The organism is Flagellimonas iocasae (assembly GCF_042682725.1).
Taxonomy (GTDB): Bacteria; Bacteroidota; Bacteroidia; order Flavobacteriales; family Flavobacteriaceae; genus Flagellimonas; species Flagellimonas iocasae.
In genome coordinates, this window is sequence record NZ_JBHUHU010000001.1 from 809,218 (window position 1) to 836,039 (window position 26,822).

Annotated in this window: 22 protein-coding genes; 15 read left to right on the forward strand and 7 right to left on the reverse strand. The window is 39.5% G+C overall.

Annotated features, from left to right (window positions below; genetic code table 11):
• Positions 1-4: 4 nt before the first annotated feature.
• The 11 genes from ACFSJE_RS03660 (at position 5) to ACFSJE_RS03710 (ending at position 11,582) form a co-directional block, all read left to right on the forward strand.
• A complete protein-coding gene (locus ACFSJE_RS03660) occupies positions 5-970 on the forward strand; it encodes a hypothetical protein (RefSeq protein ID WP_379829623.1) in 966 nt (321 codons plus the stop codon).
• A 477-nt stretch (positions 971-1,447) separates the two neighbouring features.
• Positions 1,448-3,352 (forward strand): Ig-like domain-containing protein, encoded by a 1,905-nt coding sequence (locus ACFSJE_RS03665; protein WP_379829624.1) that lies wholly within the window; start codon positions 1,448-1,450, stop codon positions 3,350-3,352.
• Positions 3,353-3,586: 234 nt separating this feature from the next.
• Entirely contained in the window at positions 3,587-4,129 is a 543-nt protein-coding gene (locus ACFSJE_RS03670) for an acyltransferase (RefSeq protein WP_379829625.1), read from the forward strand.
• Positions 4,130-4,207: 78 nt separating this feature from the next.
• Positions 4,208-4,795, forward strand: a complete 588-nt coding sequence (locus tag ACFSJE_RS03675; protein ID WP_379829626.1) for a serine O-acetyltransferase — start codon at positions 4,208-4,210, stop codon at positions 4,793-4,795.
• Positions 4,796-4,932: 137 nt separating this feature from the next.
• Positions 4,933-6,009, forward strand: coding sequence for a glycosyltransferase (locus ACFSJE_RS03680; RefSeq protein ID WP_379829627.1), 1,077 nt, complete (start codon positions 4,933-4,935; stop codon positions 6,007-6,009).
• 2 nt (positions 6,010-6,011) lie between these two features.
• Entirely contained in the window at positions 6,012-7,103 is a 1,092-nt protein-coding gene (locus tag ACFSJE_RS03685; protein WP_379829628.1) for a glycosyltransferase, read from the forward strand.
• Positions 7,104-7,171: 68 nt separating this feature from the next.
• Entirely contained in the window at positions 7,172-8,305 is a 1,134-nt protein-coding gene (locus ACFSJE_RS03690; protein ID WP_379829629.1) for a glycosyltransferase family 4 protein, read from the forward strand.
• 179 nt (positions 8,306-8,484) lie between these two features.
• On the forward strand, positions 8,485-9,096 hold the full coding sequence (locus ACFSJE_RS03695) for a sugar transferase (RefSeq protein ID WP_379829630.1): 612 nt from the start codon (positions 8,485-8,487) through the stop codon (positions 9,094-9,096).
• A 25-nt stretch (positions 9,097-9,121) separates the two neighbouring features.
• Entirely contained in the window at positions 9,122-10,006 is an 885-nt protein-coding gene (locus ACFSJE_RS03700) for a 1-aminocyclopropane-1-carboxylate deaminase/D-cysteine desulfhydrase (protein WP_379829631.1), read from the forward strand.
• 9 nt (positions 10,007-10,015) lie between these two features.
• Positions 10,016-11,029, forward strand: coding sequence for a hypothetical protein (locus tag ACFSJE_RS03705; RefSeq protein WP_379829632.1), 1,014 nt, complete (start codon positions 10,016-10,018; stop codon positions 11,027-11,029).
• Between the two features lie 97 nt (positions 11,030-11,126).
• Positions 11,127-11,582 (forward strand): GNAT family N-acetyltransferase, encoded by a 456-nt coding sequence (locus ACFSJE_RS03710; RefSeq protein WP_379829633.1) that lies wholly within the window; start codon positions 11,127-11,129, stop codon positions 11,580-11,582.
• 7 nt (positions 11,583-11,589) lie between these two features.
• On the opposite strand, the gene ACFSJE_RS03715 is transcribed toward ACFSJE_RS03710, so the two are convergent.
• Entirely contained in the window at positions 11,590-11,925 is a 336-nt protein-coding gene (locus tag ACFSJE_RS03715; RefSeq protein ID WP_379829634.1) for a hypothetical protein, read from the reverse strand.
• 213 nt (positions 11,926-12,138) lie between these two features.
• Here ACFSJE_RS03715 and ACFSJE_RS03720 point away from each other — a divergent pair, with 213 nt between their 5' ends.
• Positions 12,139-14,376, forward strand: coding sequence for a TonB-dependent receptor (locus ACFSJE_RS03720; RefSeq protein WP_379829635.1), 2,238 nt, complete (start codon positions 12,139-12,141; stop codon positions 14,374-14,376).
• A 12-nt stretch (positions 14,377-14,388) separates the two neighbouring features.
• Positions 14,389-14,763 carry a heavy-metal-associated domain-containing protein gene (locus ACFSJE_RS03725; RefSeq protein ID WP_379829636.1) on the forward strand — a complete coding sequence of 125 codons (375 nt, stop codon included), beginning with the start codon at positions 14,389-14,391 and terminating at the stop codon, positions 14,761-14,763.
• A gap of 71 nt (positions 14,764-14,834) precedes the next feature.
• Here ACFSJE_RS03725 and ACFSJE_RS03730 read toward each other — a convergent pair whose 3' ends face one another.
• On the reverse strand, positions 14,835-16,223 hold the full coding sequence (locus ACFSJE_RS03730) for a tyrosinase family protein (RefSeq protein WP_379829637.1): 1,389 nt from the start codon (positions 16,221-16,223) through the stop codon (positions 14,835-14,837).
• 92 nt (positions 16,224-16,315) lie between these two features.
• Positions 16,316-18,412, reverse strand: coding sequence for a fibronectin type III domain-containing protein (locus tag ACFSJE_RS03735; RefSeq protein ID WP_379829638.1), 2,097 nt, complete (start codon positions 18,410-18,412; stop codon positions 16,316-16,318).
• 511 nt (positions 18,413-18,923) lie between these two features.
• Here ACFSJE_RS03735 and ACFSJE_RS03740 point away from each other — a divergent pair.
• Positions 18,924-19,568, forward strand: a complete 645-nt coding sequence (locus ACFSJE_RS03740; RefSeq protein WP_379829639.1) for an acetyltransferase — start codon at positions 18,924-18,926, stop codon at positions 19,566-19,568.
• 255 nt (positions 19,569-19,823) lie between these two features.
• Positions 19,824-20,852, forward strand: a complete 1,029-nt coding sequence (locus ACFSJE_RS03745) for an ATP-grasp domain-containing protein (RefSeq protein ID WP_379829640.1) — start codon at positions 19,824-19,826, stop codon at positions 20,850-20,852.
• A 73-nt stretch (positions 20,853-20,925) separates the two neighbouring features.
• Here ACFSJE_RS03745 and ACFSJE_RS03750 read toward each other — a convergent pair whose 3' ends face one another.
• From ACFSJE_RS03750 to ACFSJE_RS03765, 4 genes are all read right to left on the reverse strand, one after another.
• Positions 20,926-22,095: an OmpA family protein gene (locus ACFSJE_RS03750; RefSeq protein WP_379829641.1), complete on the reverse strand. Its 1,170-nt coding sequence runs from the start codon at positions 22,093-22,095 to the stop codon at positions 20,926-20,928.
• Between the two features lie 108 nt (positions 22,096-22,203).
• Positions 22,204-22,596 (reverse strand): hypothetical protein, encoded by a 393-nt coding sequence (locus ACFSJE_RS03755; RefSeq protein WP_379829642.1) that lies wholly within the window; start codon positions 22,594-22,596, stop codon positions 22,204-22,206.
• Positions 22,597-22,662: 66 nt separating this feature from the next.
• A complete protein-coding gene (bshA, locus tag ACFSJE_RS03760) occupies positions 22,663-23,805 on the reverse strand; it encodes an N-acetyl-alpha-D-glucosaminyl L-malate synthase BshA (RefSeq protein WP_379829643.1) in 1,143 nt (380 codons plus the stop codon).
• A gap of 29 nt (positions 23,806-23,834) precedes the next feature.
• A complete protein-coding gene (locus ACFSJE_RS03765; protein WP_379829644.1) occupies positions 23,835-26,747 on the reverse strand; it encodes a glycoside hydrolase family 3 N-terminal domain-containing protein in 2,913 nt (970 codons plus the stop codon).
• Positions 26,748-26,822: the final 75 nt, after the last annotated feature.

Sequence of the window (26,822 nt, forward strand, 5' to 3'; positions counted from 1 at the left end):
TGCTATGAAATCATTTTTAAAAAGAGTACTTGTCTTTGGTCTGATGTTCTTCGCCATCAACTATATATTTGATTTCTTCTACAGCATGCCCAATAGGAAGGCAATCGCAAAAGGTACCCACAAAATTGCAAACAAGTGGAAGGACATGCATGACGGTCAAGAAAAGTACGATATATTGATTCTAGGCTCTAGCCGGTCTTTCACGGGCTACAACCCGAAAATTATAGACAGTGTATTGGGTGGTAACTCCTATAATATGGGAACCCCATCCCAAGATATTGCTGAAACCTATTATGTGCTGAAGGAAATTTTGTGCTATCAAAAGCCTAAAGTTATTCTCTTGGATAACTTTATTGAATCTTTAGATAGAAATATAAATTATTACCCGATTCTCAGCAATGCCTCATTTATGGAATGCGATGGAAATAAGTACGGTCTTATCATAAAAGGATTTGGCGTAGAAGGATTGGCAAATGAAATTACACCAATTCTTAAATATAAGTATCACCTTAAAAATGACCTCACCAATTTATTTAAGGGAAAGGGAAAAAGTGTTTCTGAGGACGAAAATAGTTGGTACAAAGGTTTTGAAATAAATTCAACTATCATTACTCCCAAAGAAGTTATGTCACTGGGACCTATCCCAAACTTAACTACAACCAATGTAGACAAAACAAAATTTGAATATTACTGTTCAAAAATTTACCAACTTGCTGAAGAAAACAATGCAAAATTAATTGCGTTGAGAACACCTTACCCTCCACATAGAATGGAAATAAGCCGTGGAGATGATGTTCATGATTATTATGCAGAATTTTATAAATCAAAAAACGTGGTATTTATCGATTTCAACTATACTGCAGAACCCGTGATAAAAAATGAGGACTTTTCAGATTTTCATCACCTCAATATCTTTGGAGCAAATAAGGTTACCCGTGAGCTTTGCAAATTGATTGCCCCTTATTTTTAATTTACCACCCATATTTTTCAAAAAGCATAATTTGAGCATAGGACTAGGGTTATTGTTTGTCCTCCACATTGAATACTTACGGGTAAGTTGCCAAATTGTTGCCATATAAACTTGTTTTCCCTAAACTACATGATATTCCTGTTTGCTGAAAAAACAATATGTCATTTATAAATTTCAATTGTTATTTTACGCTATAGAAAATAAATGGACCAAAACACTTAATTTAATCCAAAAACTAGGATGTAAAATTTTGAAAATCACAAAAAAGCTGCATTATATGCGCTACTTTTTGGTTCAAAAAAGCATCGATAAATAGAGGAAAATTGCGATAAACGTGCATTTCATCGAAAAAAATGAGATTTCACCGATTTATTGTGCAATTGTAATAATTTTGCCTGCCAAGTAGACATTATTTATTATAACCCCTTGATTACCTACATGATGGCACCCCACTTTTGCATGACCCCAAAGCACATGATGTTGCTATTATTTTTTTCGATTCTAACTCTTTCGTGTAGCAAGGACACGGATTTGTTCGCTGATGTTATTCAGGACCAAATAGAGGATCCTATAAAAAACCCGACCACTGGTGAGGAAACCGATGGTAATGGTGAAGAACCTGCTGGTTCCTTTAAACTATCGGATGACACCTTTGTCATTAATGCAATTAACGAGACTTTTCTTTTTGATGTTTTGACCAACGATATCATTCCAGATAATGTTGAAGTAGAAATTGTACAGACTTCAACACCTGCAGAAGGAGAATTGACCATTGGTGACAACATGCTCTCTTACAAGCCAAATATTAGCAGTGATAAAGGTCCTGGAGAAGTTGTCACGGATGAGTTCACTTATACCGTAATGATTACCGTAAATGGGGAAACACAAGAAAGGGAAGCCACTGTTATTGTAAACACGCACTACCCTGGTGGTGACGGTACTTCTCAAAATATGGGGCCCCTTAAAGCGTTTCCAGCTGCCTTTGGCCCTGGTTCTATCGCAACTGGTGGTAGAGGCAAGACTTTGGCCATTGTAAACACTCTGGACCCTTACGCATCTTTAACCTACCATGCAGGTAGTGGCGGCAATGATGAATATTATACTGGAGGTTTTATTTCTGCCCTACAAGAAGAAAAAGTAGGTTACATTGTTTTTAATGTTTCAGGGGATTTGCATATGGGTATCGGTAGAGCTTGGTATGCAGGTTTTAAGAACGTTAACAACAAAACTGTTTTCGGGCAATCTGCTCCACAGGGAGGAATAACACTAACCGAAAGAAGTATAAGGTTCGATGGGAGTACTGGAGACAACCATAACTTAATCTTTAGATATCTAAGAAGTAGACCTATTTACAATCAAGATGGTGCTATCTCTAGCGATGATGACCGCTTTACATGGGGCCTTATGTTCTATGGAGGTGAAGATATAATCGTGGACCACTGTTCTGTATCCTTTGCGCAGGATAAAGCAATGGGCGCCTATATAGACGAAACCCATGCATCAAGAAATATAGGTCTTAGAAATTTGACCTTCTCCCATAACTTTATTCAAGATTCAAACACCGGGGCTTATGTTGAAATAAACCCTAATAGACCTGGTGACCCAGAGGCGTTGGTAGATGCTGTAAGCTGGCATAACAATGTTTTCTCTTCTGTAAATAGAACTCCAAACCTTGCCTTTAGTGGAAGAGCGGAGAAAATCAATAATGTTATTCACAACACGCCATCCAAAAACACCTCCGTTTATCACTCTATGAGACTAAATGCGGAAGGTAACTTCTATCAAAGACAAAGTACAACACCAGATAAAGTTAGGGTTGATGTAAGGGATTCCAACTCAGGAAGTCCCTTGGTATATACCAGCTCAAATGTATTTGACGGTAGAGTTGGAGGAATTTCTGTTATTTTGACAGGAAACCTTTTGGAAAATAACTCCAGAATGTGGTCTACGTTAGATGCCAATACCCTTGCACCATCCTCCTATTTCACGTCTACCAAATTCAATCATGGATTCCCAAATCCTGTTTCGGTAGTATCCGCGGATGAGGCATTCAACTCTTTGGTAAGAAATGGAGATGTTGGAGCCTACAAGTACATCGATGATAATGGTTACGTTAAGACATACCGTGATTCCTTCGATTCAAGTCAACTCACAGTGGTATTGAACAATGTTGATTATGAACCAAAGAATACGGCTAATTGGAGATTACCCAATATCCCTCATAACACCAGACCAAGCTCTTATGACACTGATAATGATGGTATGGCAGATGCATGGGAAATTAGAAGGTTTGGAAATCTAGAGCAAAGCTACAGAGACGATTATGATGGCGATGGTTACACCAACATCGAGGAGTATATGTATCAGGTTGATTTCAATTAAAACCCTCACCCTATTAGATTTTGGTTTAATCAAACAGTCACATTGATTCATTCCTGCTGATTTCAGGATTAATTCTTATTGACAATACAACAAACCTTTTTGTTCATTCGTTTTATTTACTGATTGTTTTTCGAAATTTAATTGCATAATTTTCGCATTGAATTTCCATATCTCTTTTGTGTCACAAAGGTTATTGTGCAGTATACACAGAGGACAATTAGAAAGTTTTACGAAATGGGTTTAAAGAAAATCGTTACTATTTTAAAAAGTCAATACTATAGGATTTCCAAATCTGGGGCTGCATACGCAAGATATGTTGGGGTTGAGGTCGGTGAAAACTGTAGAATATTGACCTCTAGTTTTGGTTCTGAACCATGGTTGATCAAAATTGGAAATAAAGTAACCATCACTTCCGGTGTACGGATCATAACCCATGATGGTGCTACTTGGCTGGTAGAGGATGAAGATGGAAGACGGGAATTCTTTGCACGGGTTGAAATTGAGGACAATGTTTTTGTAGGCCTAAACGCCATCATTATGCCCGGAGTCAAAATTGAAAGCAATTCAATTGTGGCGGCAGGTAGCGTTGTTACAAAATCTGTACCCTCAGGTTCTATAGTTGGTGGTAATCCCGCAAGGATCATTGCCAAAACCGAGGATTACAAAAAACGCGTTTTGGAAAGTTATGTTTCAAAATCGGAAATGGATTATTCCAAACCTTTCAAAGAGCGTGTTTTAGAGGTCGTATCAAACGACTTCAAACCTTTCCTTAAATAACGGATTGCCTTTTGAAGCAATAGTAGTAATATTGTTCCACCAAAAGAATCCTATTTAACCTCCTAGCCCATAAAACCAGTGATTGATTCAAAAAAAAAATACCACGAATATTTAAAAGCCGATAAAGCAGCCTTAAACATCAACGGTACAGGATTTACATTATTTGTTCGTGAATTAATAGCTCCAAACTACATCTGGAAATTTCAGAAAAGATTACGGAAACTCGAATACTACAGGAATTGCAAAAAGGGCATAATCAATAAGCTCTATTATTTTTGGTTAAAATCCAGACATAGAAAGCTTGCCTTAAAACTTTCCTTTTCAATTCCGGAAAATGTATTTGGTCCGGGCCTTTCCATTGCCCATTATGGGACCATAGTTGTAAATTCAAAAGCACGGGTGGGTAAAAACTGCCGAATCCATGTGTGTGTGAATATTGGAGCTTCCGGGGGAATAGCCAAAGCACCGACCCTTGGAGACAATGTTTATATAGGGCCAGGAGCCAAAATATATGGAGACATTTCCTTGGGAAATAATATTGCCATCGCCGCCAATTCCAGTGTGAACAAATCCATTCTAGAAGATAACATCCTGATTGCCGGTTCCCCTGCCAAAAAAATAAAAACCATAGATGTCACCAACATAATACCCAACCTGAAAGATTAGATTTTCAGGAGGTAAATTATTGCGGGAAGCCAAATATATCCTGTTTTACTTCGTTAAGATTTAGACCATTTCATGAAACACACACGCCAGTCATTCATTTTAAGTTAGGGTATATTTGAACAGTATTACGTCTATCTATGCAAAAAAAAAACAAAGTCTTATTTGTTATTCCATCACTAAGGGCCGGGGGCGCGGAAAGGGTAATGTCCTATATAGCCCAAAATCTTGACCCTAATTTGTTTGATGCGACACTATTGGTCATCGGTCACAGCAAGGACCAATCTTATGCCATAAAAGATGCAAAGGTTGTCTTCTTGGAAAAAAGCCGTGTCTTAAATTCATTTTTTTCAATATTTAACTATTTAAAAAAGAACAGGCCAAACATAGTGATCAGTGCCATTGGTCACGTCAACACCTTAATGGCCTTGGAATCGATTTTCTTTAGAAATATCATTTTCATTGGAAGAGAGGTCAATGTAATCAGTGTTCTCAGAAAAATACAGCCTTCCAAAAAAACCTATTTCCCTGTAAATCTGACCAAGTATTCCTATAAATTGCTTGATATCATCCTCTGTCAATCCAAGGATATGGCTCGTGATATGCAGGATAATTTTGGCGTGCCCGAGAAAAAAATAAGAATTATCAATAATCCAATATCCACATCATTTACCCCCAAACCAACTTATCCAGAAAACAAAGTCCCAAAATTTATAACGGTCGGAAGTTTAGTCGAGAGAAAAGGCCATAAAAGAATTTTAAGTGCACTCCTAAAGTTTAATGGTCCCTTTGAATATATCCTTGTAGGTGACGGGAATAGCTCCGAGGATATATTAAGGTTCGCGGAGGAAAATGGAATAAAAGAGAACATAACACATATCCCATTCACCAATACTGTATCTGATCACCTTAAAAAGGCAGATGTATTTTTGCAGGGCTCTTTTGTGGAAGGGTTTTCAAACGCACTTCTTGAGAGCTGTGCTTGCGGCACCCCAGCAGTGGCCTTTAAGGCTCCAGGTGGAATTGATGAAATCGTTGAAGATGGTGTCAACGGCTATATTGTTGAAGATGAAAATGAGTTTGTTGATAAGCTAAACCTACTTCTCGAACAAAAAATGGACCCTGGTGTAGTAAGTTCAGCCGTGTTCGACAAATTCAACAGTCCCAAAATCCTAAAAAGTTATGAGAATCTATTTTTGGAAGTAATGCAAAAGTAACTATGAAAGTTTTACAATTAATCAACTCTTTGGGCGCAGGAGGTGCTGAAAAACTTCTGGTGGATGCAGCCATTACCTATTCAAACTTGGGTATTCAGGTAGATATCTTGATTCTAAAAAAGAAAGAATCACCCTTTATTGATAAGCTCAAGAATCATCCCTCAATCAATCTCTATTGGCTGTCTGAAACAGCCAGTTTTTACAATCCACTTTTACTTTTTAAGCTCAAAAAGCATTTCATCAAATACGATGTAGTGCATGTTCATCTATTCCCTTGTTTATATTGGGCGGGTATTTCGTCCATGCTCCACAAGAGCTACAGGCTAGTCTATACCGAGCATAATACCACAAATAGAAGAAGAGAGTCAACACTTTTTAAATTACTTGATAAAGTAATTTATAGAAGATATGATGATATTGTCTCTATATCGGATTCGGTTGATAAAAGCCTGAAAGAACATTTAGGAAGTTCCTTCCAGAACATCACCAAAATCTATAATGGAATAGACCTCAAGGAAATCACCAAATCCAAACCCTATACAAAGCAGGAATTGGGCCTTACCGATAGCAATGTTTGTTTGATGCAGGTTTCCAGTTTTACAGCGCAAAAGAATCAGAATTTTCTAATCAAATCTTTAACTGAACTCCCTGAAAACTATGTATTATTGCTGGTAGGTGATGGTATGTTGAGAAAATCCTCAGAGGAATATGCAGAAAAAATGGGTGTGGAAAATAGAGTACTCTTTTTGGGTATTAGAAAAGATGTGCCAAGATTATTAAAAAGTGTTGACCTTGTTGTTCTATCATCGCATTTTGAAGGATTGTCCTTATCGAGTGTGGAAGGATTGGCATCTGGCAAACCTTTTCTTGCCTCAGATGTACCTGGACTCACCGAAGTTGTTAAAGATGCTGGGGTACTATTTGAAAATAACAATATGGAAAGTTTCGTAAGTGCAGTTAATGGATTAATGCAGGATGGAGACTATTATAATACCGTTGCAGTGAAATGTCAGGAAAGAGCCAAAAAGTATGATATAGTGACTATGTGCAGTCAATATAAACTCCTATATCAAAAAGGTCAATCCCAAGCATAAAACTAATATCAACGCTTCCCTTTCATGAAATGGAAATTAAATAATACAATAACCTACCCAAAACTATAATGACTAAAAAAAGAATTCTTATTGTTTGCTCATCGGATAGATCTTTGGTAAGGTTCAGAGGGGACTTTATTTCAGATTTGATCAAAGCAAACTATGATGTGTTTACAGCGGCTCCAAATTTAACGCCACCTGTTGTGGAAAAACTCAAATCCTTTGGTGCCACTCCCCTATCCTACGAGCTTAGCCGTGCTGGCTTAAACCCTATTGGTGATCTTAGGTCAATTCAGCAGTTAAAAAAACTAATGTTGGAGAACAACATTGATTTGGTTTTTCCATACACCATAAAACCTGTTATCTATGCCTCTATGGCGGCAAATTCCCTAAATATTCCAGTAATTTCATTAATTACAGGATTGGGTTTCACGTTTACCGGTATTTCCAAAAAGGCCAAAATCCTGCAAAAAGTATCTGAGTTTTTGTATAAAAGGTCCATCAGAAAAAATAAGATCATTGTGTTTCAAAATAGAGATGATGAAAAACTCTTCAGGGAACTCAACATTCTTTTGCCCCAACAGAAGACGGATATTGTTGATGGTTCCGGAATAAATCTGGAGAAGTTTCCCCACCGCATCAATGAAAAGACAACGGAGAACGTGATTTTTATTTTTGTGGCCAGATTGATTATGGAAAAGGGCATAAACCTTTTCATCAATGCCGCAGAAGCAATAAAATCTGAATTTCCAAATGCCGAATTTCACATTCTAGGAGCACCGGATAAAACTCCTTCTGCCATAAAAATGGAAAGGTTAAACCAGCTGCACGAAGAAAACATCATTGTGTACCATGGTATACAGAACGATGTTACTCCATTTCTTCAACAGTCAGATGTCTTTGTGCTTCCAACCTATTACCGCGAAGGTATACCAAGGTCCATTTTAGAGGCACTTTCAATAGGAATGCCCATTATTACCACGGATACACCTGGGTGCAGGGAAACCGTTGAAAACAATGAAAATGGCAAAATCCTTCGTCCTCAAAGCTTGGAAGACCTAATTGATGCCATGAGATTTTTTCTGGAAAATCCGAAGAACATCAAGGAAATGGGGAATCAGAGTAGAAAATACGCTGAAGAGCGATTTGATGTAAAGCTTATCAATAAAAAACTGATTAATTTAATTGATCAAGAAATTTAGTCGACCCGTATATGGTATATGGATTGATGGCCGAAAGGCTTTCTTTTAATCCTTACTATTCAACTTTTTAATAAGCTTTTGGTCTAAAAAAGTGATTTAGAAGACCTAAAATTATTTTTTTCATGCGAGATTTGAAGTAAATAGATACGTACTTTTATAAAGAACCCAATTCAACCATCGTGTATTCCAATTTTTTTAAAAGAATTCTAGACTTTATCCTATCCTTGGTAGGTTTTGTCATTTTGTTGCCCGTATTCATTCTGTTGTATGTGATATTGCTCTTTGTGAACAAGGGAAACCCCTTATTTTTTCAGAGAAGACCCGGAAAGAATGAAAAGGTGTTCAGTATCATGAAATTCAAAAGTATGACGGATGAGCGGGATGCCAATGGCGAATTACTGCCAAATGACATGAGGTTGACAAAATTTGGAACTTTTATCCGAAAAACCTCTTTGGATGAAATTCCGCAATTGATCAATGTGATCAAAGGAGACATGAGCTTGATCGGGCCTAGACCGCTGCGTGTTCATTATATTGCGTATTATTCCGAAAGGGAAAGAACGCGACATTCCGTAAGGCCTGGAATTACAGGGTTGGCACAAGTTTCAGGACGAAATGCCCTGAATTGGGATGATAAATTGGAGTTGGATGCAAAATACGTGGAAAACCTATCATTTGTGAATGATGTCAAAATCCTTTTTCTAACTTTTGTGAAGCTCTTCAATTCATCCAATACGGTGACCAATGCCGAACTTAGAGCATTGGATTATTATAGGGTAAAACAAGGATAGTTCAATAAAATTTCTATTGTAGACTATGATAATCAACGCTATAGAAGACAACATCTTTGTGGTAAGGGATGACCTCTACCCTTCTTTAGGAGGAGGAAACAAAGGCCGAAAAATGGATTTTATCGGTTCCAAAATAAACAAAGACGGCCTTAATGCAATAGTCACAACAGGCGGTATTCAATCCAATCATTGCCGGGCAGCAGCAATCTATGCCGCCCAAAATAAAATGCCCTGTACCTTGGTCATCCATGGTGATGAAAGAAGATTTAGTAAAGAAGGTGGCAATGCAAAATTGATGAGAGATGCCAAGGCAACCATCGTCTTTACCGAAGCCAATGGTATTTCTGATGCTATGGACTCGGCCATGGACCTTTACAAATCAAAAGGATATAGCCCATATTATTTAAGAGGGGGCGGCCATAACTTGGAAGGTGGATTGGCCTATGTTGAAGCTGTGGATGAATTACTTAAAAATTCCAAGATTCGTCCTGACTATATTTTTCTGGCTTCCGGAACTGGTTCAACACAAGCGGGTATTATGGCGGGTATTTCAAAAAATAAGATTGATTGCAATGTCATTGGAATTTCAGTTGCCAGGGAAAGTGGACGTGCCGAAAATATTGTCCGTGAATCTTATGAAGACCTATGCCATTTTTTAAACATAGAGCCCACCCAAAAAAGTACCACAAAAGTATTGGATGATTACCTATGTGGCGGCTATGAAAAATACAACCCCGGAATAAAGGAACTTTCGGAAAATTCCATATCCAAGTATGGGTTCCCACTGGATACCACTTACACCGGTAAGGCATTTTATGGGATGTTGAACCATTTCAACGACAAAAAACTCAAAGGCAACATATTTTTTTGGCATACTGGTGGATTTTTGAATTATTTGGCCCAACCTTAAATCCAGAAGATGATACAAATCATACAAAATGAAAAAGATTGGACCGAGGCATTGCATGCCTGTGGAAACTTTGACTTTTATCACACGTATGAATATCACCAAACAAAACTCAAGGAAAATGAAGAGCCATGGCTGATTCATTTTACCGATGGCAACAAGCATATTGCTATCCCCTTCGTAAAACGCCCCATTTTTGATACTGAATTTTTCGACCTGAATATTGTGCATGGTTATTTGGGGCCAGCCTCAAATTTAGGGTCGGAGCCTTATGATGCTTCAACTTTTCGTGAAATGTTTCAAGATCTGTTGCTTAAAAACAATATTGTCTCCGCGTTCTCCAAATTAAACCCCTACATTGATCATCAGGAGGTTATTTTGGATGGATTGGGCACTATTGAGCAAGTGGGCGAATTGCTGTATATTGATTTGACCACCGATGCAACCCTCCAAAGGCAAACGTACCGTAAGAGTGTTAAAAACGATGTGAACAAACTACGGAGGGTCTTCACCACCAAACTTGCGGAAACCGAAGAAGAACTTGCTGCCTTTAAGAAGATTTACTCAGATACCATGGCCCGGGTTGAAGCTGATGAAAGATTTATCCTAGGTGATGCATACTTTGATATGGTCACTTCCAGTAAAAATTTTGATACAAAAGTTATACTAGTCCTGTCCATTGAAACAGGTGAGATTGTTGCAGGATCCCTTTCAACCATTACCAATGGTATTATTCAAGGAGAACTAATGGGGACAAAAGATGAATTTCTGTATATGAGCCCAGCCAAATTGCTTTATGACGAGATACGATTGATTGGCAATGAACTTAATCTAAAATATTTGAATTACGGTGGTGGTGCAGGTGGCAGAGAAGGTTCATTATATATGATGAAATCCGGTTTTACCAAAAGTCATATTCCTTTCAAAGTTTGGAAATACATTGCCAACCCTGAAGTATATGAGAACCTGGCATCAGCAAAAAAAGTGGATGAAGGGAAAAACTTTTTCCCATTGTATAGAGCTTAAAAGATTTTACAAGCGGTTGCCAATTTTAGAATATTGGAATGTAACTTTAGCTGCTTAATACTATTTCTTAAAAACTAACAGGAGCCAAATGGATTTCGTGCCAACAAAAGACCCTTTTATACTAGCAGAACTGAACAGACCTGTTCAAAATCTTCACCACGAAAAGTATCCTGAATTTTTTAAGGTGTATGATGAGACTGTTTCTATTGCTTTTTTCAAAAGGCAGGTTGAAAGACCCAATTGGAGTGCTTTTTTAGTTCAACTGGATGGCAATAACGCGGGATATGTTTCTTATTTCATAAAGGAATATCATGAGAATCCATTTCGAAAATCCTACAAGGCCATTTATATTGACCAAATCAGCATTTTGGAAGATTTCAAAGGCCATGGAATTGGAAAAAAGGTGATGCTAAAAATAGAAGAGGATGCCAAGATTGCAGGAATAGATCTTATAGAGTTGTCCTATTGGGAACTTAACAAAGAAGCAAAAGGTTTCTACGAACATTTAGGATATCATACCTACACAAGGATTGCAGGTAAAAAGCTGTCCTAAAATAAGTTCAATCCAATTCAATGGAGATGTACACCAGCTTATTTCTAATACTGTCAATGGAATATGTGTAGTTGCCAGAATCTTTATCGGGCATTTGTACATAAGTGGAATGGGTGTAATCATCTTGGGTGCAATAAAGTAAGGAGTCGTCCCTAAAAGGATCAAAGTCCAATATCTTATAATCAGAAACGTTCCCAGGGTTCAACCCTCCAAAATCCATAGAAAACAAAGCTACTCGGGTAAACGCCACATCACTATTGTTTGCTACGCGCACTTTTATGGTCTCCTGCACCGCTTGTCCATTCTTGCATCCTGCTTTGGAAAAGAATAAAAAAAACAACACAAAAATTGATTTATAAACACTCATGGTACAACTTAAAATCATTCATAAACAATTAACTAAGATAAACGTATAGGGACCCGCCAGCTATATTTAAATCTTTAAAGTTCAAAAAAAATCCATGAACTGCATCTCTCTGTTAAAATAAGGGCCTTAATTACACTAAGACCTCTGAAAGTTATAATTTTATGTATAAAATTTAGACCTCGCTTCAGCATGAGATTGTCCCCATTGTTTTGCCTACTATTGTTCGGATATTTTGCACATTCCCAATTTCAAGTTACGGGTAAGGTTGTAGAATACAATGACAAAGGGAAAATTATACCTGTACCCAATGCAAATGTGTATTGGCTCTCGAGTTCCATCGGGACAATTTCTGACTTTGATGGAAACTTTTCAACGCCTTACCAAGCTGCTATTAAAAAACTCGTTGTAAGTTCGGTTGGGTATAGATCGGACACGATTCCTGTAAATAGACCCAACTTAGGGAACATTGTCCTCTACTCTACTGTAGCCTTGGACGAAGTTGTGGTGGAGCAAGAGGTTGCGCCTTTGCAGAAATCACTGTTCAAAGTGCAAAATGTGGTGTCTGTGGATAGCAGGGAAATGCTCAAGGCCGCGTGTTGTAACCTTTCGGAGAGTTTTGAAACCAACCCCACTGTGGATGTCAATGTTTCGGATGCCATTCTTGGTGCCAAGCAAATACAAATGCTGGGGTTGAATAGTCCATACCTTATGTTCACGCAAGAAAACATGCCTTCAATTAGGGGAGCCTCCCAGGTTTTCGGACTTTCTTTTACCCCTGGCTCTTGGATTGAAAGCATCCAAATTACCAAAGGTGCAGGCAGTGTACTCAATGGATTTGAAAGTATTTCGGGACACATAAACAGTGAACTGGTAAAACCGCTTACGGACAAACGCTTTTTCTTGAATGTCTATGGTAACAACTACGAACGGTATGAATTCAATACCCGATTGAACCACAACATTTCTGATAATTTGGGTGTAGGCCTGTACATACATGCCAATCTGCGAAATGGCTACATTGATGAAAATGGAGATTCCTTTTTTGATACGCCACTGGCCCAACAAGTCAATTTTATGAATCGTTGGCAATACCAAAATCCTGAAACGGGTTGGGTAGGCTACGCCAATGTACAGTACCTGTCCGATTCCAAGGAATTGGGTCAGACCGATTTTAACGTGGACACCGACAAGTTCACCACCAACGCATGGGGAAGTGAAATAAATACCTCCCGATTGGATCTTTCTGCAAAAATGGGCTATGTGTTTCCAGAACTGCCGTATCAAAGTTTTGGGTTTCAAACGGCTTACAGCTCGCATGACCAAAACTCCTTTTACGGATTGAATCAATATGACATCAATCAAAATTCGTTCTACTCCAACTTTATTTTCAACAGTATTATTGGGAGTACACAGCACAAATTTAAAACGGGACTCAGCTTCACTCACGATGGATATGAAGAGGTGGTCAACTCCAACACATATGACCGTAACGACAATTCCGTTGGTGCATTTTTGGAATATACTTTTGATAATCTGGAAGGGCTCAGTTTTGAGGCTGGACTTCGCGCAGACCACCACAACAATCTGGGAGATTTCTTAACGCCACGATTCCATTTAAGATACTCCTTGTGGGATAAAGCCAGCTTTAGGGCCTCATTTGGACGCGGAAAGCGTGGGGCCAATATATTTGCCGAAAATCAGCAACTCTTTGCGTCATCCCGACAAATAGTTATCAATGGAACTGGAGGAAATTACTACGGACTTAATCCTGAAAAGGCATGGAACTATGGGGTAAGCTTCATTCAAAAGCTGTACCTCTGGAACCGAGTGATGGATTTTTCCGTTGATTTTTACAGAACTTCTTTTGAAAACCAAGTTGTTGTGGATTGGGAAAATCCGAGGGAAATTTCCTTTTACAATTTGGAGGGAAAAAGTTATTCCAACAGTCTCCAGATTGACTGGAACTATGAAATCCTCCAAAATTTTCATTTGAGGTCCACTTATAAGTTTTTTGATGTGGTCACCGATTACAATAGTGGAGAGCTCAAAAAACCGTTACAACCTTCCTATCGCTTTTTCATCAACCTTAATTATGAGACCCAACCAAAGTTTGAACGTAGGATTTGGCGTTTTGACTTTACTACAAATTGGCTGGGAAGACAACGTTTACCGAATACAACAAGCAATCCAGAAGAGTTTCGGCTTGCTCCGGAATCATCTTCGTATATGCTGATGAATGCACAGGTGACCCGAGTTTTCTCAAAGAAGTTTGAAATCTATATTGGAGGTGAAAATATTGGTAATTTTACCCAAAACAACCCCATATTATCCAGCAATGACCCTTTTGGCACCTATTTTGACAGTACGATTTTATATGGCCCTGTTCTGCCAAGTTTGTACTATGCAGGGTTTAGATACAAAATTTAATCTCAAATAAAAATGAAAACAACACTACTGAGTTTTGTAGCACTTTTAGTAATAAGTCTTGGCCATGGTCAGGATAAGAATAAATCCGTCAGTTTTGAAGTAAAAGGCAACTGCGGAATGTGCAAAAGCCGAATTGAAAAGGCAGCCATTAAAATCAAAGGAGTGAAATATGCTGCTTGGAGTGCTGAAACCAAAGAGTTTCAAGCAATCATTGATGAAAGAAAGTGCGAAATTGACGATATTAAAAAGAGAATCGCGGAAGTAGGACACGATTCTGAAGGGTTTACGGCTCCAGAAGAAGTTTACAACGAATTACCTGAATGTTGTAAGTACAGAGACCCCAACAGCATGCAAATGGATCACAACATGGAAAATCACAAAGACTGAGATATTTGCTTAAATTCAATAAAAAAGGGAGCTGAAATTCAGCTCCCTTTTTTATGTAATAATCTTCGCATTTACATCTTAACAACTCTCTTTACAACCAAAATATTTCCATTGGCATCGCTTACCCTGATAACATAATATCCAGAAGACAATCCAAAAAGATTCTTGATGACCAAGGTATCTGTATTCTGGAATGCTTCTTCCTTGATCAACATTCCCATCATATTAAAAACCTCTATTACGCAATCTTTACGCTTGCTCAGGTTGATTGTAATCTTCTCGGTAAAAGGGTTTGGGGCAGCTGTAATAATAATTGGTTTGTCATCTAATAAATCACCACCTTCTTCCCAAACTATGGGTTCAAACTGTCTTTGATCGTAAGGGTAAGGGTTTTTTTCCCTACCCGCCAATAGTGGTGCAATCTTGCTTGTGTTCCCGTTTTGGGTATCTATGGATGCCTCAAATGAAGATCCAGAAGATGCCTCAAAGCCTGGAACTAAGTTAATTTCATTCACGGATTCGAACCTAGCTACTGCTCCTGCTGGAACTATGAAGTTATTTCCTGCTTCAATTGTGAACTGATAGTAAAATACTTCTTCAGGATGGTACGTATTACTCACAATATAATTATCCATCTCTACCAAGCCATCCTCTGCATAAAACGTCCCGAAAACTCTTCGATCTGTAATATCATTGGGGTCTATTAAAGGTAGGGTTTCTCCATCAAACACATAGGTTCCATCATAACGGATCATGGATGTTGGTATAAAAGTTGAAGTGCCATGTATTTCTTCCCATTGAGACCATACCCAATCAATAAAGGAGTGGTGAAAAAAGAACACAGGATCCCGTGGGGATAGACCAGAATTCATAGCTCCGCCTGTCCACACGTGTCCTCCCCGGTGGACATTTAATCTTTCCATGGTACTTGTAAAGGTCAAGAAATCTGTCTCTGTCAATAGGTTGGCCAATTCAGTGGGAGTGGGTATCCTATTATCCACCCCTAAGGTCCGGCCCAATCCCCAAGCGTCATCAAAACTGCCTAAATAATTTTCATCCCAAAGTGCGTCAGTTGGTGATTGAAAAATGGTAGAATTCCAATACGGTATACTCAATTCTGGATTAATTTCCTGGACCGCTTGTTCCATTTCAAAAGTCAACACTCTATGCCATGCTGCAAATATTTCCCGAGTCGGTTCTTCCGGTGCATTAAAATGGAGGTCTAATCGTGTTGGGTCTGCCGTACCATCAAAATTGAAAAATTCAGCATGAAAATCAGCCATATCATCGAACAAATCAGGCCCGGGACCACTCCTCAACGCATAAAATGCATCGACCAGTTCTGTGATTTCATAATCGGTCATCTCTTGAAAACCTTTCCGAATGCCTTGACCTGCCATAGGTTGATATAGAAGCGCGCAAAGAATCAAACTGACAATTGTAATGTAATTTTTTTTCATGAGATAAGATAAGCTTGGGTATGTTACTAATTTTGTACTATTTATTAATTAAATGATGACTCATAAAACAATTGGGTTGTTTGACCATTAAATTAGTCCAACTGCTTTTTCTCCAATAATTCAAGTCTCTTTAAAACATCATTTAGTATCGCATTCTCATTCTTGAGTTTATTGATTTCCTCATCTTGCGATAGTATATAAAGTGTAAGTTCTTCAATTTTTTGGAGAAGATTGGCATTCATTTTTCCTAAATCAATTCCTTCCTCCTTAACTTTTGCCGCGCTGGGAACATTTGGTAAATGACCATTGGTTTTTATGAATTTCCTTAATTCTTCCAAATCCATTAAATCAAAACTTTCTTCAAAAACAAAATCGGGCCAATTTCCTTGGAGTTCAACTTTTACGCCCTCAGCAATTACATTTCCTGCGACAGCCAATCGATATCCTTGCGTATCGGTTGTTCCAATTCCTACGTTCTGAGTTGCGTACAAATCTCTTGCAGTCCAGTCCACTGTAGAAAGATTGGCATTTTCTGAGGTATAATCCACTATTCCGTTACCCGCAGAGGTAGTTACACTTTCAGTGTTGCTCACGGCTGAAGTGTTACCGGCCGCATCCTCGGCAAACACGGTGAAATTGTAGCTTGTGTTTGGGGTCAATCCCGTGACATTGAAACCAGTGGTGGTACCTGTATTGGCGATACTGACACCGTTTTGGAAAACCTCATAATTGGTTACGCCAACGTTGTCCGTTGAGGCACTCCAACTAAGCTGGGTAGAAGTTGATGTTGTGTTCGATGATGCAAGGTCAGTGATTGCACTCGGAGCTTGGTTGTCCGCAGGGGTCAACGTGTTGACCACGGCTGTATTGCTAACCGTTGAGGTGTTACCGGCCGCATCCTCGGCAAACACGGTAAAATTGTAGCTTGTGCTCGGAGTCAATCCCGTTACATTGAAACCAGTGGTGGTTCCAGTGTTCGCGATGCTTATCCCATTTTGGAAAACCTCATAATTGGTAACGCCAACGTTGTCCGTTGAGGCACTCCAACTAAGTTGAGTGGAGGTTGTTGTTGTGTTCGACGATGCAAGGTCAGTGATTGCACTCGGAGCTTGGTTGTCCGCAGGGGTCAACGTATTGACCACGGCTGTATTGCTAACCGTTGAGGTATTCCCCGCTGCATCTTCAGCGAAAACTGTGAAATTGTAGCTTGTGCTCGGGGTCAATCCCGTTACATTGAAACCAGTGGTGGTCCCTGTATTGGCAATACTGACACCGTTTTGGAAAACCTCATAATTGGTGACGCCAACGTTGTCCGTTGAGGCACTCCAAGTAAGTTGAGTGGAAGTTGTTGTTGTGTTCGATGATGCAAGGTCAGTGACCGCACTCGGAGCCTGGTTATCAGGAGGAGCCAAGGTATTGACCACGGCTGTATTGCTAACCGTTGAGGTGTTACCGGCCGCATCCTCGGCAAACACGGTAAAATTGTAGCTTGTGCTCGGAGTCAATCCCGTTACATTGAAACCAGTGGTGGTTCCAGTGTTCGCGATGCTTATCCCATTTTGGAAAACCTCATAATTGGTAACGCCAACGTTGTCCGTTGAGGCACTCCAACTAAGCTGGGTAGAAGTCGTGGTTGTATTGGAAGATGCCAGATCGGTTATAGTACTTGGAGCTTCAGTATCACCAGCAGTTCCACCTGCTTCAACTATCGTAATATTGTCGACATATATTGTATTTCCCGCAACAAATCTTTGACTATAGGAACTGGTGAATATGCGTATTGTGGGGGTAGCCGTAGTCGCCGTAAGTGTCCACGAATATTGGGTCCACGTAGTTCCAACAATAGGTGTAACAGGAAATGTTTGAAATCCAAACCAGTTGGCAAATGCCGGGTCACTGGACTGAGCCCCTTCCCTTGCCCAGATGGTAATATCATAGTCTTGACCTACCACCGCATTAAACGTATATTCCATTCCCCTGCCATTATTGTTTGTGGAAACGGCACGCAAAGAAAATTGTCCTGATTGGGCAGTGGTATTGTCAGAAAATAACTGAGCGGTATTTGTCCAGCCTGCAGTAGAGTTTGATTCATTGGTGGGTGAGGCCGCATTGGAATCATCATAAAGGTTTTGTGCAATTGCGCTGGAAACCCCAAGTAACAGTACAATTGAGAGTAGTTTTTTAATCATTGAAAATGGACTTTTAAGGTTGATTTAATGGGGAGTTATAAACAAAAATATACCTCTGTCCACCATTTAAATGTTTTTGATCTAAAATATCGATGAAACGCAAAAAAATACTATAAATGTCAACTCAGCCAAAATGTACTTTCCCTAAAATAATGCGCTCATCGAATGATTTTAGAACTGCCATTTCTAGCCAGCTGATTATTAACAGGTAAGCTTTCATGCTCAATTTTAATCATTGGAAGAGTCAATATCTTAATCGCAATAGTTCAAAATTCAGTGTAGTTTCATTTCAGATTTGGGCATTTTTATCGTACTTTGTAATTGCAAAAGATTGTATTCTTTTGGTTTTTGCCCCATTTTATAACCTTAAATCTATTTCTATGAAAACACCTTCAATACAACCCCACCCGAACATTTTACCCTCTTTTAGTTTTTAAGATAGAGGATTTCTCAAGACCCCCTTTTTGAATGAGTTTCAAAAAGAATACAATTAATTTTCATCCCCCGAAAAATGAAAGAAAAATCTGCTATCATTGGTGCTGGCACCTACGGCCAAACCTATGCCTCATACCTCACAGAATCAGGTATTGAAATTATAGGCTTCATTGACGATGACCCTAGATTATGGGGTAGAGAAATAATGGGTATTCCCGTTATTGGAGACTTTGAAAGTCTTAAAAAAAATAGCTTCAAAGAATGGATAAACAATATTTACTGCCCTATTGGCGATAACCTTATCCGAGAAAGATATTTGAGCGAATCAAAGAAATTGGGATACAATATTCCAAATTTCATACACCCTACTGCCGTTGTTGGTCCGGATGTTCAATTGGGCGAAGCCAACTACATATTGGCAGGAAGCGCAATAATGCCACATACGGTCATTTCAGATTATGTGATGGTCAGTATTGGGTCTACTGTTGGACATCATGTGACCGTAGAAAAAAGCGTTTTTATCTCTTCAGGTGTTAATATTGGAGCCAATCTAACACTTAAAGAATTCGCCTATATTGGGATAGGAGCAACTATAATGTCCAATATTGATGAAATTGGAAGAGGAGCGCTTATCGGAGCTGGTAGTGTAATCATTAGAAGTGTTGAGTCCGAAGCTACCATGGTTGGAAATCCAGGACGATCACTGGTTAAACAACATTAAAAATTTCATTGGAAAAAATTCAGTAATCATCAACGAGCTTGCTGGCTTGTGCTAAAAGACAGGTTTAAAAATAAAAGTTATACACTTGTCAAGACACTTTTGTCCGTTTTTTTTACCGTATATCGACCTTGGACAATTGAAAATCAATTATGACCACAAGATTAGTATATTCAAGGTTTCAAAGAAAGGAATCTTGTCTTTTCTTTGCCAAAAGAAACGCAAATCATAATCGATTGGCCAAACAATACTATTTCAATGAAAAAAAACAACATCCTTTTTACCTGTGCAGGTCGCAGAAATTATCTCATCAATTATTTTAAAGATGCTTTACAAGGCGATGGTTTGGTTTTGGCAGCCGATAATCAGCTGTCTGCACCAGCTTTGGTAGATGCGGATGTAGCAATACAAGTCCCTTCAATATACAGCGATGCTTACGTGGAAAAACTCAAGGAATTGATTACATCCTATGATATTAGCGCCATCATTTCGCTTAATGACCTAGAGCTTCCCATATTATCAAAGCATAAAAATGAACTGGAAGCTTTGGGTGCAAAGGTTATCATCTCAAGCCCAGAGGTAATTGACATTGCTTTTGACAAATTGAAAACCTTTGAATTTTTTCAGGAAATAGGTGTGGATACGCCCAAAACCTATATCACTCTACCTGATGCGGAACGTGCACTGAAAAATGACGAATTAAGTTTCCCTTTGGTCATAAAACCAAGATGGGGAAGTGCTTCAATTTCAATAGATATTGTTGAAAATCAACAAGAACTTGAACTCGCTTATCAATTGCAGCGTATTAAGATTCAAAAATCAATATTGAAGGATGCCAGTTCAAACGATATTGAAAAAAGTATCCTGATCCAGCAAAAAATTGATGGTGATGAATATGGAATAGATATCCTAAATGATTTCGAAGGTAACCACTATGGCTCCTTTATTCGAAAGAAGATGGGTATGCGCTCCGGAGAAACGGATAAGGCCATTTCGGTCATCAACGAAGAATATTCGAAAATAGCAAAGACCATTGCCGAAAAAACCAAACATATTGGAAATATGGATTGTGACTTTTTTGTGAGCAACGATAAAGTCTATTATTTAGAAATGAATCCTAGATTTGGAGGTGGATATCCTTTTTCGCACGAAGCAGGGATAAACACCCCCGCCATTTATCTTTCTTGGCTCAATGGTGAAAATTCCGTTGACAGATACAACAATTTTAAGGAAGGACTCATGTTTTCTAAATGTGACCGCATGATGCCTATAAAAAAATGGGAATAACCCCTTACTAGTTTCAAATAAAAAAAGCCGGGCGATAAAGCCCGGCTTTTTATTTAATGCTATGTTTTTTTTCTTAATAGTTGACTATTTCAAATTCAGACCTTCTGTTCTTGGAATGCTTGTCCTCTGTACAATAAACCCCATCTCCACACTCATTCACCAACTGGGTCTCCCCAAAGGCTTCGTGGCTTATTCTATCCGCAGAAATTCCTTTTGATGTAACATATTCCACTGTACGTTCTGCCCTTCGTTCAGACAGCCATTGATTATACGTGGTTGTACCTCTAGAATCTGTATGCGCATTTACCTTAATGCCCAAGTTTGGTTCGCTTTCCATGATACCGACCAATTTATCCAACAATTCCTTGTCTTGGTTGGTAAGGTAAGAAGAGTTCAGTTTAAAATACACATTGCCCAAGGCATTGATTTTGTTTTGAAGTGCAGCGCGTCTGGCATCTTCAGCCTCTTTTTTGGCTTTTTCAGCAGCGGCCAATTCGGCAGCTTCCTTTTCGCGTTGCAGTTTCTCAGCCAACAAACGGGCCTCCTCTTCAGCTTTGGCAATAGAATCTTGCACTCTTTGCTGCTCTTTTTCCATTTCTTCAAGCATGGCAAGCTTCTCCTCCCCTTTTCTGGAAAGTCCTTTCTCCACGTTGAATCGATACGCCACCCCTAAGGCATGCTGAATATGATTTGTAGCATTTTCAGTGCTCATGGCCCACTTACCTGTGGTGTTAAAATCCAATCCCCAATGGTCCGAAAACCAAGTCCTGAACCCCAAAACTGCATTGTAAGTTCCTCTGCCCTGATTGTTGGCATCAGTATATCCAGCCCCAATTCCAATATAAGGATCAAAAAAGCCAGTTTCACCCAAAATCATATTAAGGTCATAACTCACCCTAAAATCAAGACCGAAATAATCAATGTCCTCCGGATTTACAACATTATCGATTATTTTCCCTTCGTTGTACTTGTTATAGGTTCCAATAGCTTCCAGACCAAGACCATTCCTAAAATAGCGCCCAACACTTACTCTTGAAGGAAAAGGAACCATGTTCCAGCCTTCCTTGAAATCGAAAAGGTCACCGAATTCATCGCCTGAATCATCCACAATATTGGTGCCCAAAGTCACTATCCATGAGCTCTGGACAATACTGTCTTTTTTTGTTAATTGAGTTTCTTGGGCAAAAATTGATGACGTGAAGACACAAGCCAAAGCCACAAGAGCTGGTTTTGAAATATTCATTGTAATATGATTTGAGGTTATCAGGAACAAAGCTAGGTCAAGTGTCCATAAAGGGAAACTTTGCACTTTCAAGTGCGCTTATTTTCGATAAGAAGTAAAAATGAGAGTTTACCAGCCGACTTTTTGAAAATTCAAGGTTTTTGACGAAGCTGGCATTTTATAAAGGTAAAATGGATATGAAATAGGCGCGTCTTCATTCTTCTCCTGGCCATCAACTTTAGATAATTCAACGGCTACGGTGAGTTCTTCATTCGTTTCATTGATTTTGGACAGCAATGGCTCCACTAGCCCCTGTTGCTCCCCCATGCAGACCACTATGGCCATTTCATGGGAAAAATCAATCATAGGTACGGGAAGACCTGGTTTTCGGGTCTTATTGATTTGAGAATAGAATTTATTCAAGGATTTTGTATCACGAATGGCCATCACATCAAACTGTGCAATGCCACTGTAACCATCGTTGGTCACAAGAACCAACTCCTCCATTTTTTCTCCAGCCATTTTTTTCTGGGCATTACAAGAAAGTAGACAACAGGCAAGTGATATCAGCAGCAGAAATCTCATGAATCAAAATGTATTCTTGAATCGGGATTTGAATGCCTTCTCATAAAGTTCTTCATAAAGCGGAAGAATATGGACAATATCAAACTTTGAAGCGACATTATAGGCATTTTGTTTGAATTTTTCCAGAACTGCATCATCCCTCAGAATCTGCAACGCTTTTGCTGCCATGTCATCTACGTCACCAACGTTGGACATAAATCCAGAGACTCCATCTTTATTCACTTCTGGTATACCTCCGGTATTACTGGACACAACGGCAACTTTGTTGATCATTGCTTCCAAAGCCGCCAAACCAAAACTTTCCGTTTCAGATGGCAATAGAAACAAATCCGAAAAACAAAGGATTCTATCTATCTCTGTACTATTTCCCAAGAACAATACTTTGTCCTTCATGCCCAGATCATCGCACATTTGTTCAGCCTTCTCTTTTTCTGGCCCCTCACCTACCATAATGAGTTTTGCAGGGACTTCCTTCTGAATCCGATAGAAAACCTTGATCACATCAGGAATACGTTTAACCTTCCTGAAATTACTGATGTGGGTTACAATCCGTTCATTCTCTTTCGCCATCAAGGAACGCTGGCAATCTGTATATTCTGTACTGTACTTGGATTTTTCTATAAAGTTAGGAATGACCTCAATCTCCTTTTCAATATCAAAAATATCCAAAGTGCTTTGCTTTAGAGCTTCAGAAACAGAGGTGACCACATCAGATTTATTGATACTGAAGGTAACCGCTGGCTTGTAAAATGGATGTTTACCCACCAATGTAATGTCAGTTCCGTGGAGGGTGGTAATCATCGGGATAAAAATCCCATATTCCTGAAGCATTTTCTTTGCCATATACCCCGCATAGGCATGGGGAATGGCATAATGCACATGCAGAAGTTCTATTCCATATAGCTTGATGGTGTCCACGAGCTTACTGGACAAGGCCAGTTCATACGGTTGGTAATGAAAAAGAGGATATTCAGGCACATGGACTTCGTGAAAATGAATATTATTCCCCAAAAGTCCCAGGCGCACGGGCTGCCGATAGGTAACAAAGTGTACTTCGTGACCCCGCTCGGCCAAAGCTATACCCAATTCAGTGGCTACAACACCACTACCACCAAATGTAGGGTAACAAACAATTGCAATTTTCATGACTACAAATCTAAGCCAATATTTGTTTTCTAATTTATAATGGAATCATAAATAGCTTGCTGGATCCTGGTTCGCAATCCCGATCTTATCAGCAATGTATTGGTGGCCGATGGGTAGGTACGATTGGACAAAAACACATAAACAAGCTCCGCATCTGGGTCGGCCCAGGTATACGTGCCGGTAAAACCACTATGTCCAAAGCTTTTGGGTGACACACAACCACAGGTTGGCCCACTTTCCTCAAGCTGTGGTTTATCAAAACCAACTCCCCTTCTAACATTCTTATTGCAGAAGTAACAGGTGTTGAATTTTTTAACCGTACGCTCATTCAAAAATTGTTCACCACCATAATAACCTCCCTGAAGATACATCTGCATAATCTTGGCCACATCATTCGCCGTGCTGAACAAGCCAGCATGTCCTCCCACACCACCTTGCATGGCAGCACCCATATCATGCACGTAGCCCTGAATGGTTTGGTAGCGAAAATAATCGTCTTCTTCCGTGGGAACAATTTCATCCTTAGGGAATTTATGAAGTGGATTGAAGGAGGTGTATTGCAGCCCCATGGGCTTGTAAAGAAATTCATCGATAAGTTCATCTATGGGCTTTCCATAGGTATCTTCAATATACTTTTTGAAAACATAGTAGCCAACATCACTATACCGATAGCGGTTGGATTTTAAACTTTGGCGACCAATTCTATCATAAATGGAATCCTTATACGCATTGGTGAGGTACAAATGGTCCGCTACCTGATATGGGAAATCTTGGGAAGGGTTTTGACTGTAAAACTCCGGCGAAGGTTTCCTGTCCTTGGTCAATGTTTCCAAATAAAAGGCAATCCAAGCGGGCAAACGCCCATAATGTGATAGCGCCTTAAGCACAGTGACGTCTTTTAATTCGGTGCTTTCATATTCTGGAACCAGTTCCTTAAAGGTGTCGTTCAGCGCAATTTTCCCTTCTTCTTCCATTTTCATGATCAAGGGCAATGTGGAAAGGATCTTAGTCAACGAAGCCAAATCATAAATGGACTCCTCATTCACTTGTTCTTGTGAATTGTAGGTAGGCTTCCCAAAACTCTTATTGTAGATTACCTTTCCTTTTCTAGCTACCAAAACTTGGGCGCCGGGATACATCAGCGAATCCAGACCATGTTGCACCAACGTATCTACCATGGCCAATTGTGAAGAACTCATCCCCACTCGCTCCGGAATACTGTAACCTAGTCGCTCCAAAGATTTTACATCCACCCCAGAGTTCACAGGAAACTCCCCATGGGCAGAAACTGGAAGTCTTCCCGTTGCACCAATGGCACCAAAAATGACCTCGGCAGCCTTTTCTTGGGCTATTTCACTATTCTGATATCCAACAACAACCCCATCCATCGTGTCGAAATTAAGGACATCCAAGAATGCGTATGGCTTTGCGAAAAGGGTTAAAATGGTATTACTGGTTCGAAGCCTTGAAATTTCCTCCAACCAAAACAATTCGTTCTGGGAAAACTTATATCCTTTCCACGGACTTTCATTGCTTTTGTGAAACCCAATAATGACCAGATTATAATTTGCCAGCTCCTTCTTGTACCCAGCGATATCCTTGGCCTCAATTTTTGTGACCTTGTAATATTTATTGAGTGTCTCATAAAATGTATCCCCTGAATCATCGCCAAAGTGCACGTAGGCAATCTTCTTATTGTCCAATTTTCTGATGGGCATCAAGGAAAAATTGTTTTTGGCCACTGTCATGGCGCCTTCAATCGCCTCTTCGTACACCACATCGTTCTCGATGTCATTCAAATCCTCATAAAGATTGTTCAGGTCGATGGGTTGGTAGTTGTACAAACCTGCTTTATACTTGGCCATCAGTATTTTTTTGACGGAATGGGCCAAACGCTCTTCCGAAATGACACCGGTATTATACGCCTCAATGAGTTTTTTCTTGGCTTCGAGGACATTAATGGGCATCAAAAGCATATCATTCCCTGCCAAAAATGCTTGAAGTTCAACTTCACCATCAGGCGCAAATTGGGAAACCGCCTTCATATTCAGGGCATCCGTAAAAACCAGTCCTTGAAAACCCATTTCATTTTGAAGCAGTCCGTAAACAATATCGTTGGAAAGTGATGAAGGATACCCTTCCCTACTTTCCAAACTAGGCACGTCCAAATGGGCTATCATCACGGAACTCAGTCCGTTTTCCACTGTTTTTTTGAAAGGAACAAGTTCGATGGAATCTAACTGTTCCCTAGTTGAATTGATTATGGGCAATGCCTTGTGCGAATCCGTTGCCGTATCGCCATGACCTGGAAAATGCTTTCCACAAGACAAAACCCCAGCGCTTTCCATTCCTTTTATAAAAGCAATTCCCTTTTTGGCCACGTTTGCCGGGTCTTCTCCAAAAGAACGATTCCCGATAATGGGGTTCTGTGGATTGTTATTGACATCCAAATCTGGAGCAAAATTGATATGTACCCCCAAACGCTTGGCATGCTTTCCTATTTGATACCCGACCTTCTCAACAATGGCATTATCCTGAATGGCGCCAAGGGTCATGTTCCATGGGAAAGCGTACGTAGAATCCAACCGCATGGCCATGCCCCACTCCGCATCAGAACCAATCAATAAAGGAATTTTAGCTTCAGATTGATAAGAATTGGTCAGTTTTGCTTGCTGAACCGGTCCACCTGCCAAGAAAATGACACCACCGATTCCTTCTTCTTTCACCAATTTTTTGACCCTATCTTTTGAAGCTTGATCTTGGTTGGAAGCAATACTCACCATAAACAGCTGCCCGACACGTTCTTCCAGACTCATCCTGCTGTACTGCCCCTTCACCCAATTGGCTTGGGCAATAGAATCACTGGTGACCAATGGATTATTTTGGCCTATTACATGCGTGCAAATAAGTATGAAAATGGGGAAGTAGAACTTTATGCGCATAAATATCTTGTCTATGACATGAACTTACAGCACATAAAAATATTGCATTTCATCGAAGAATGCACAGAAATTAAG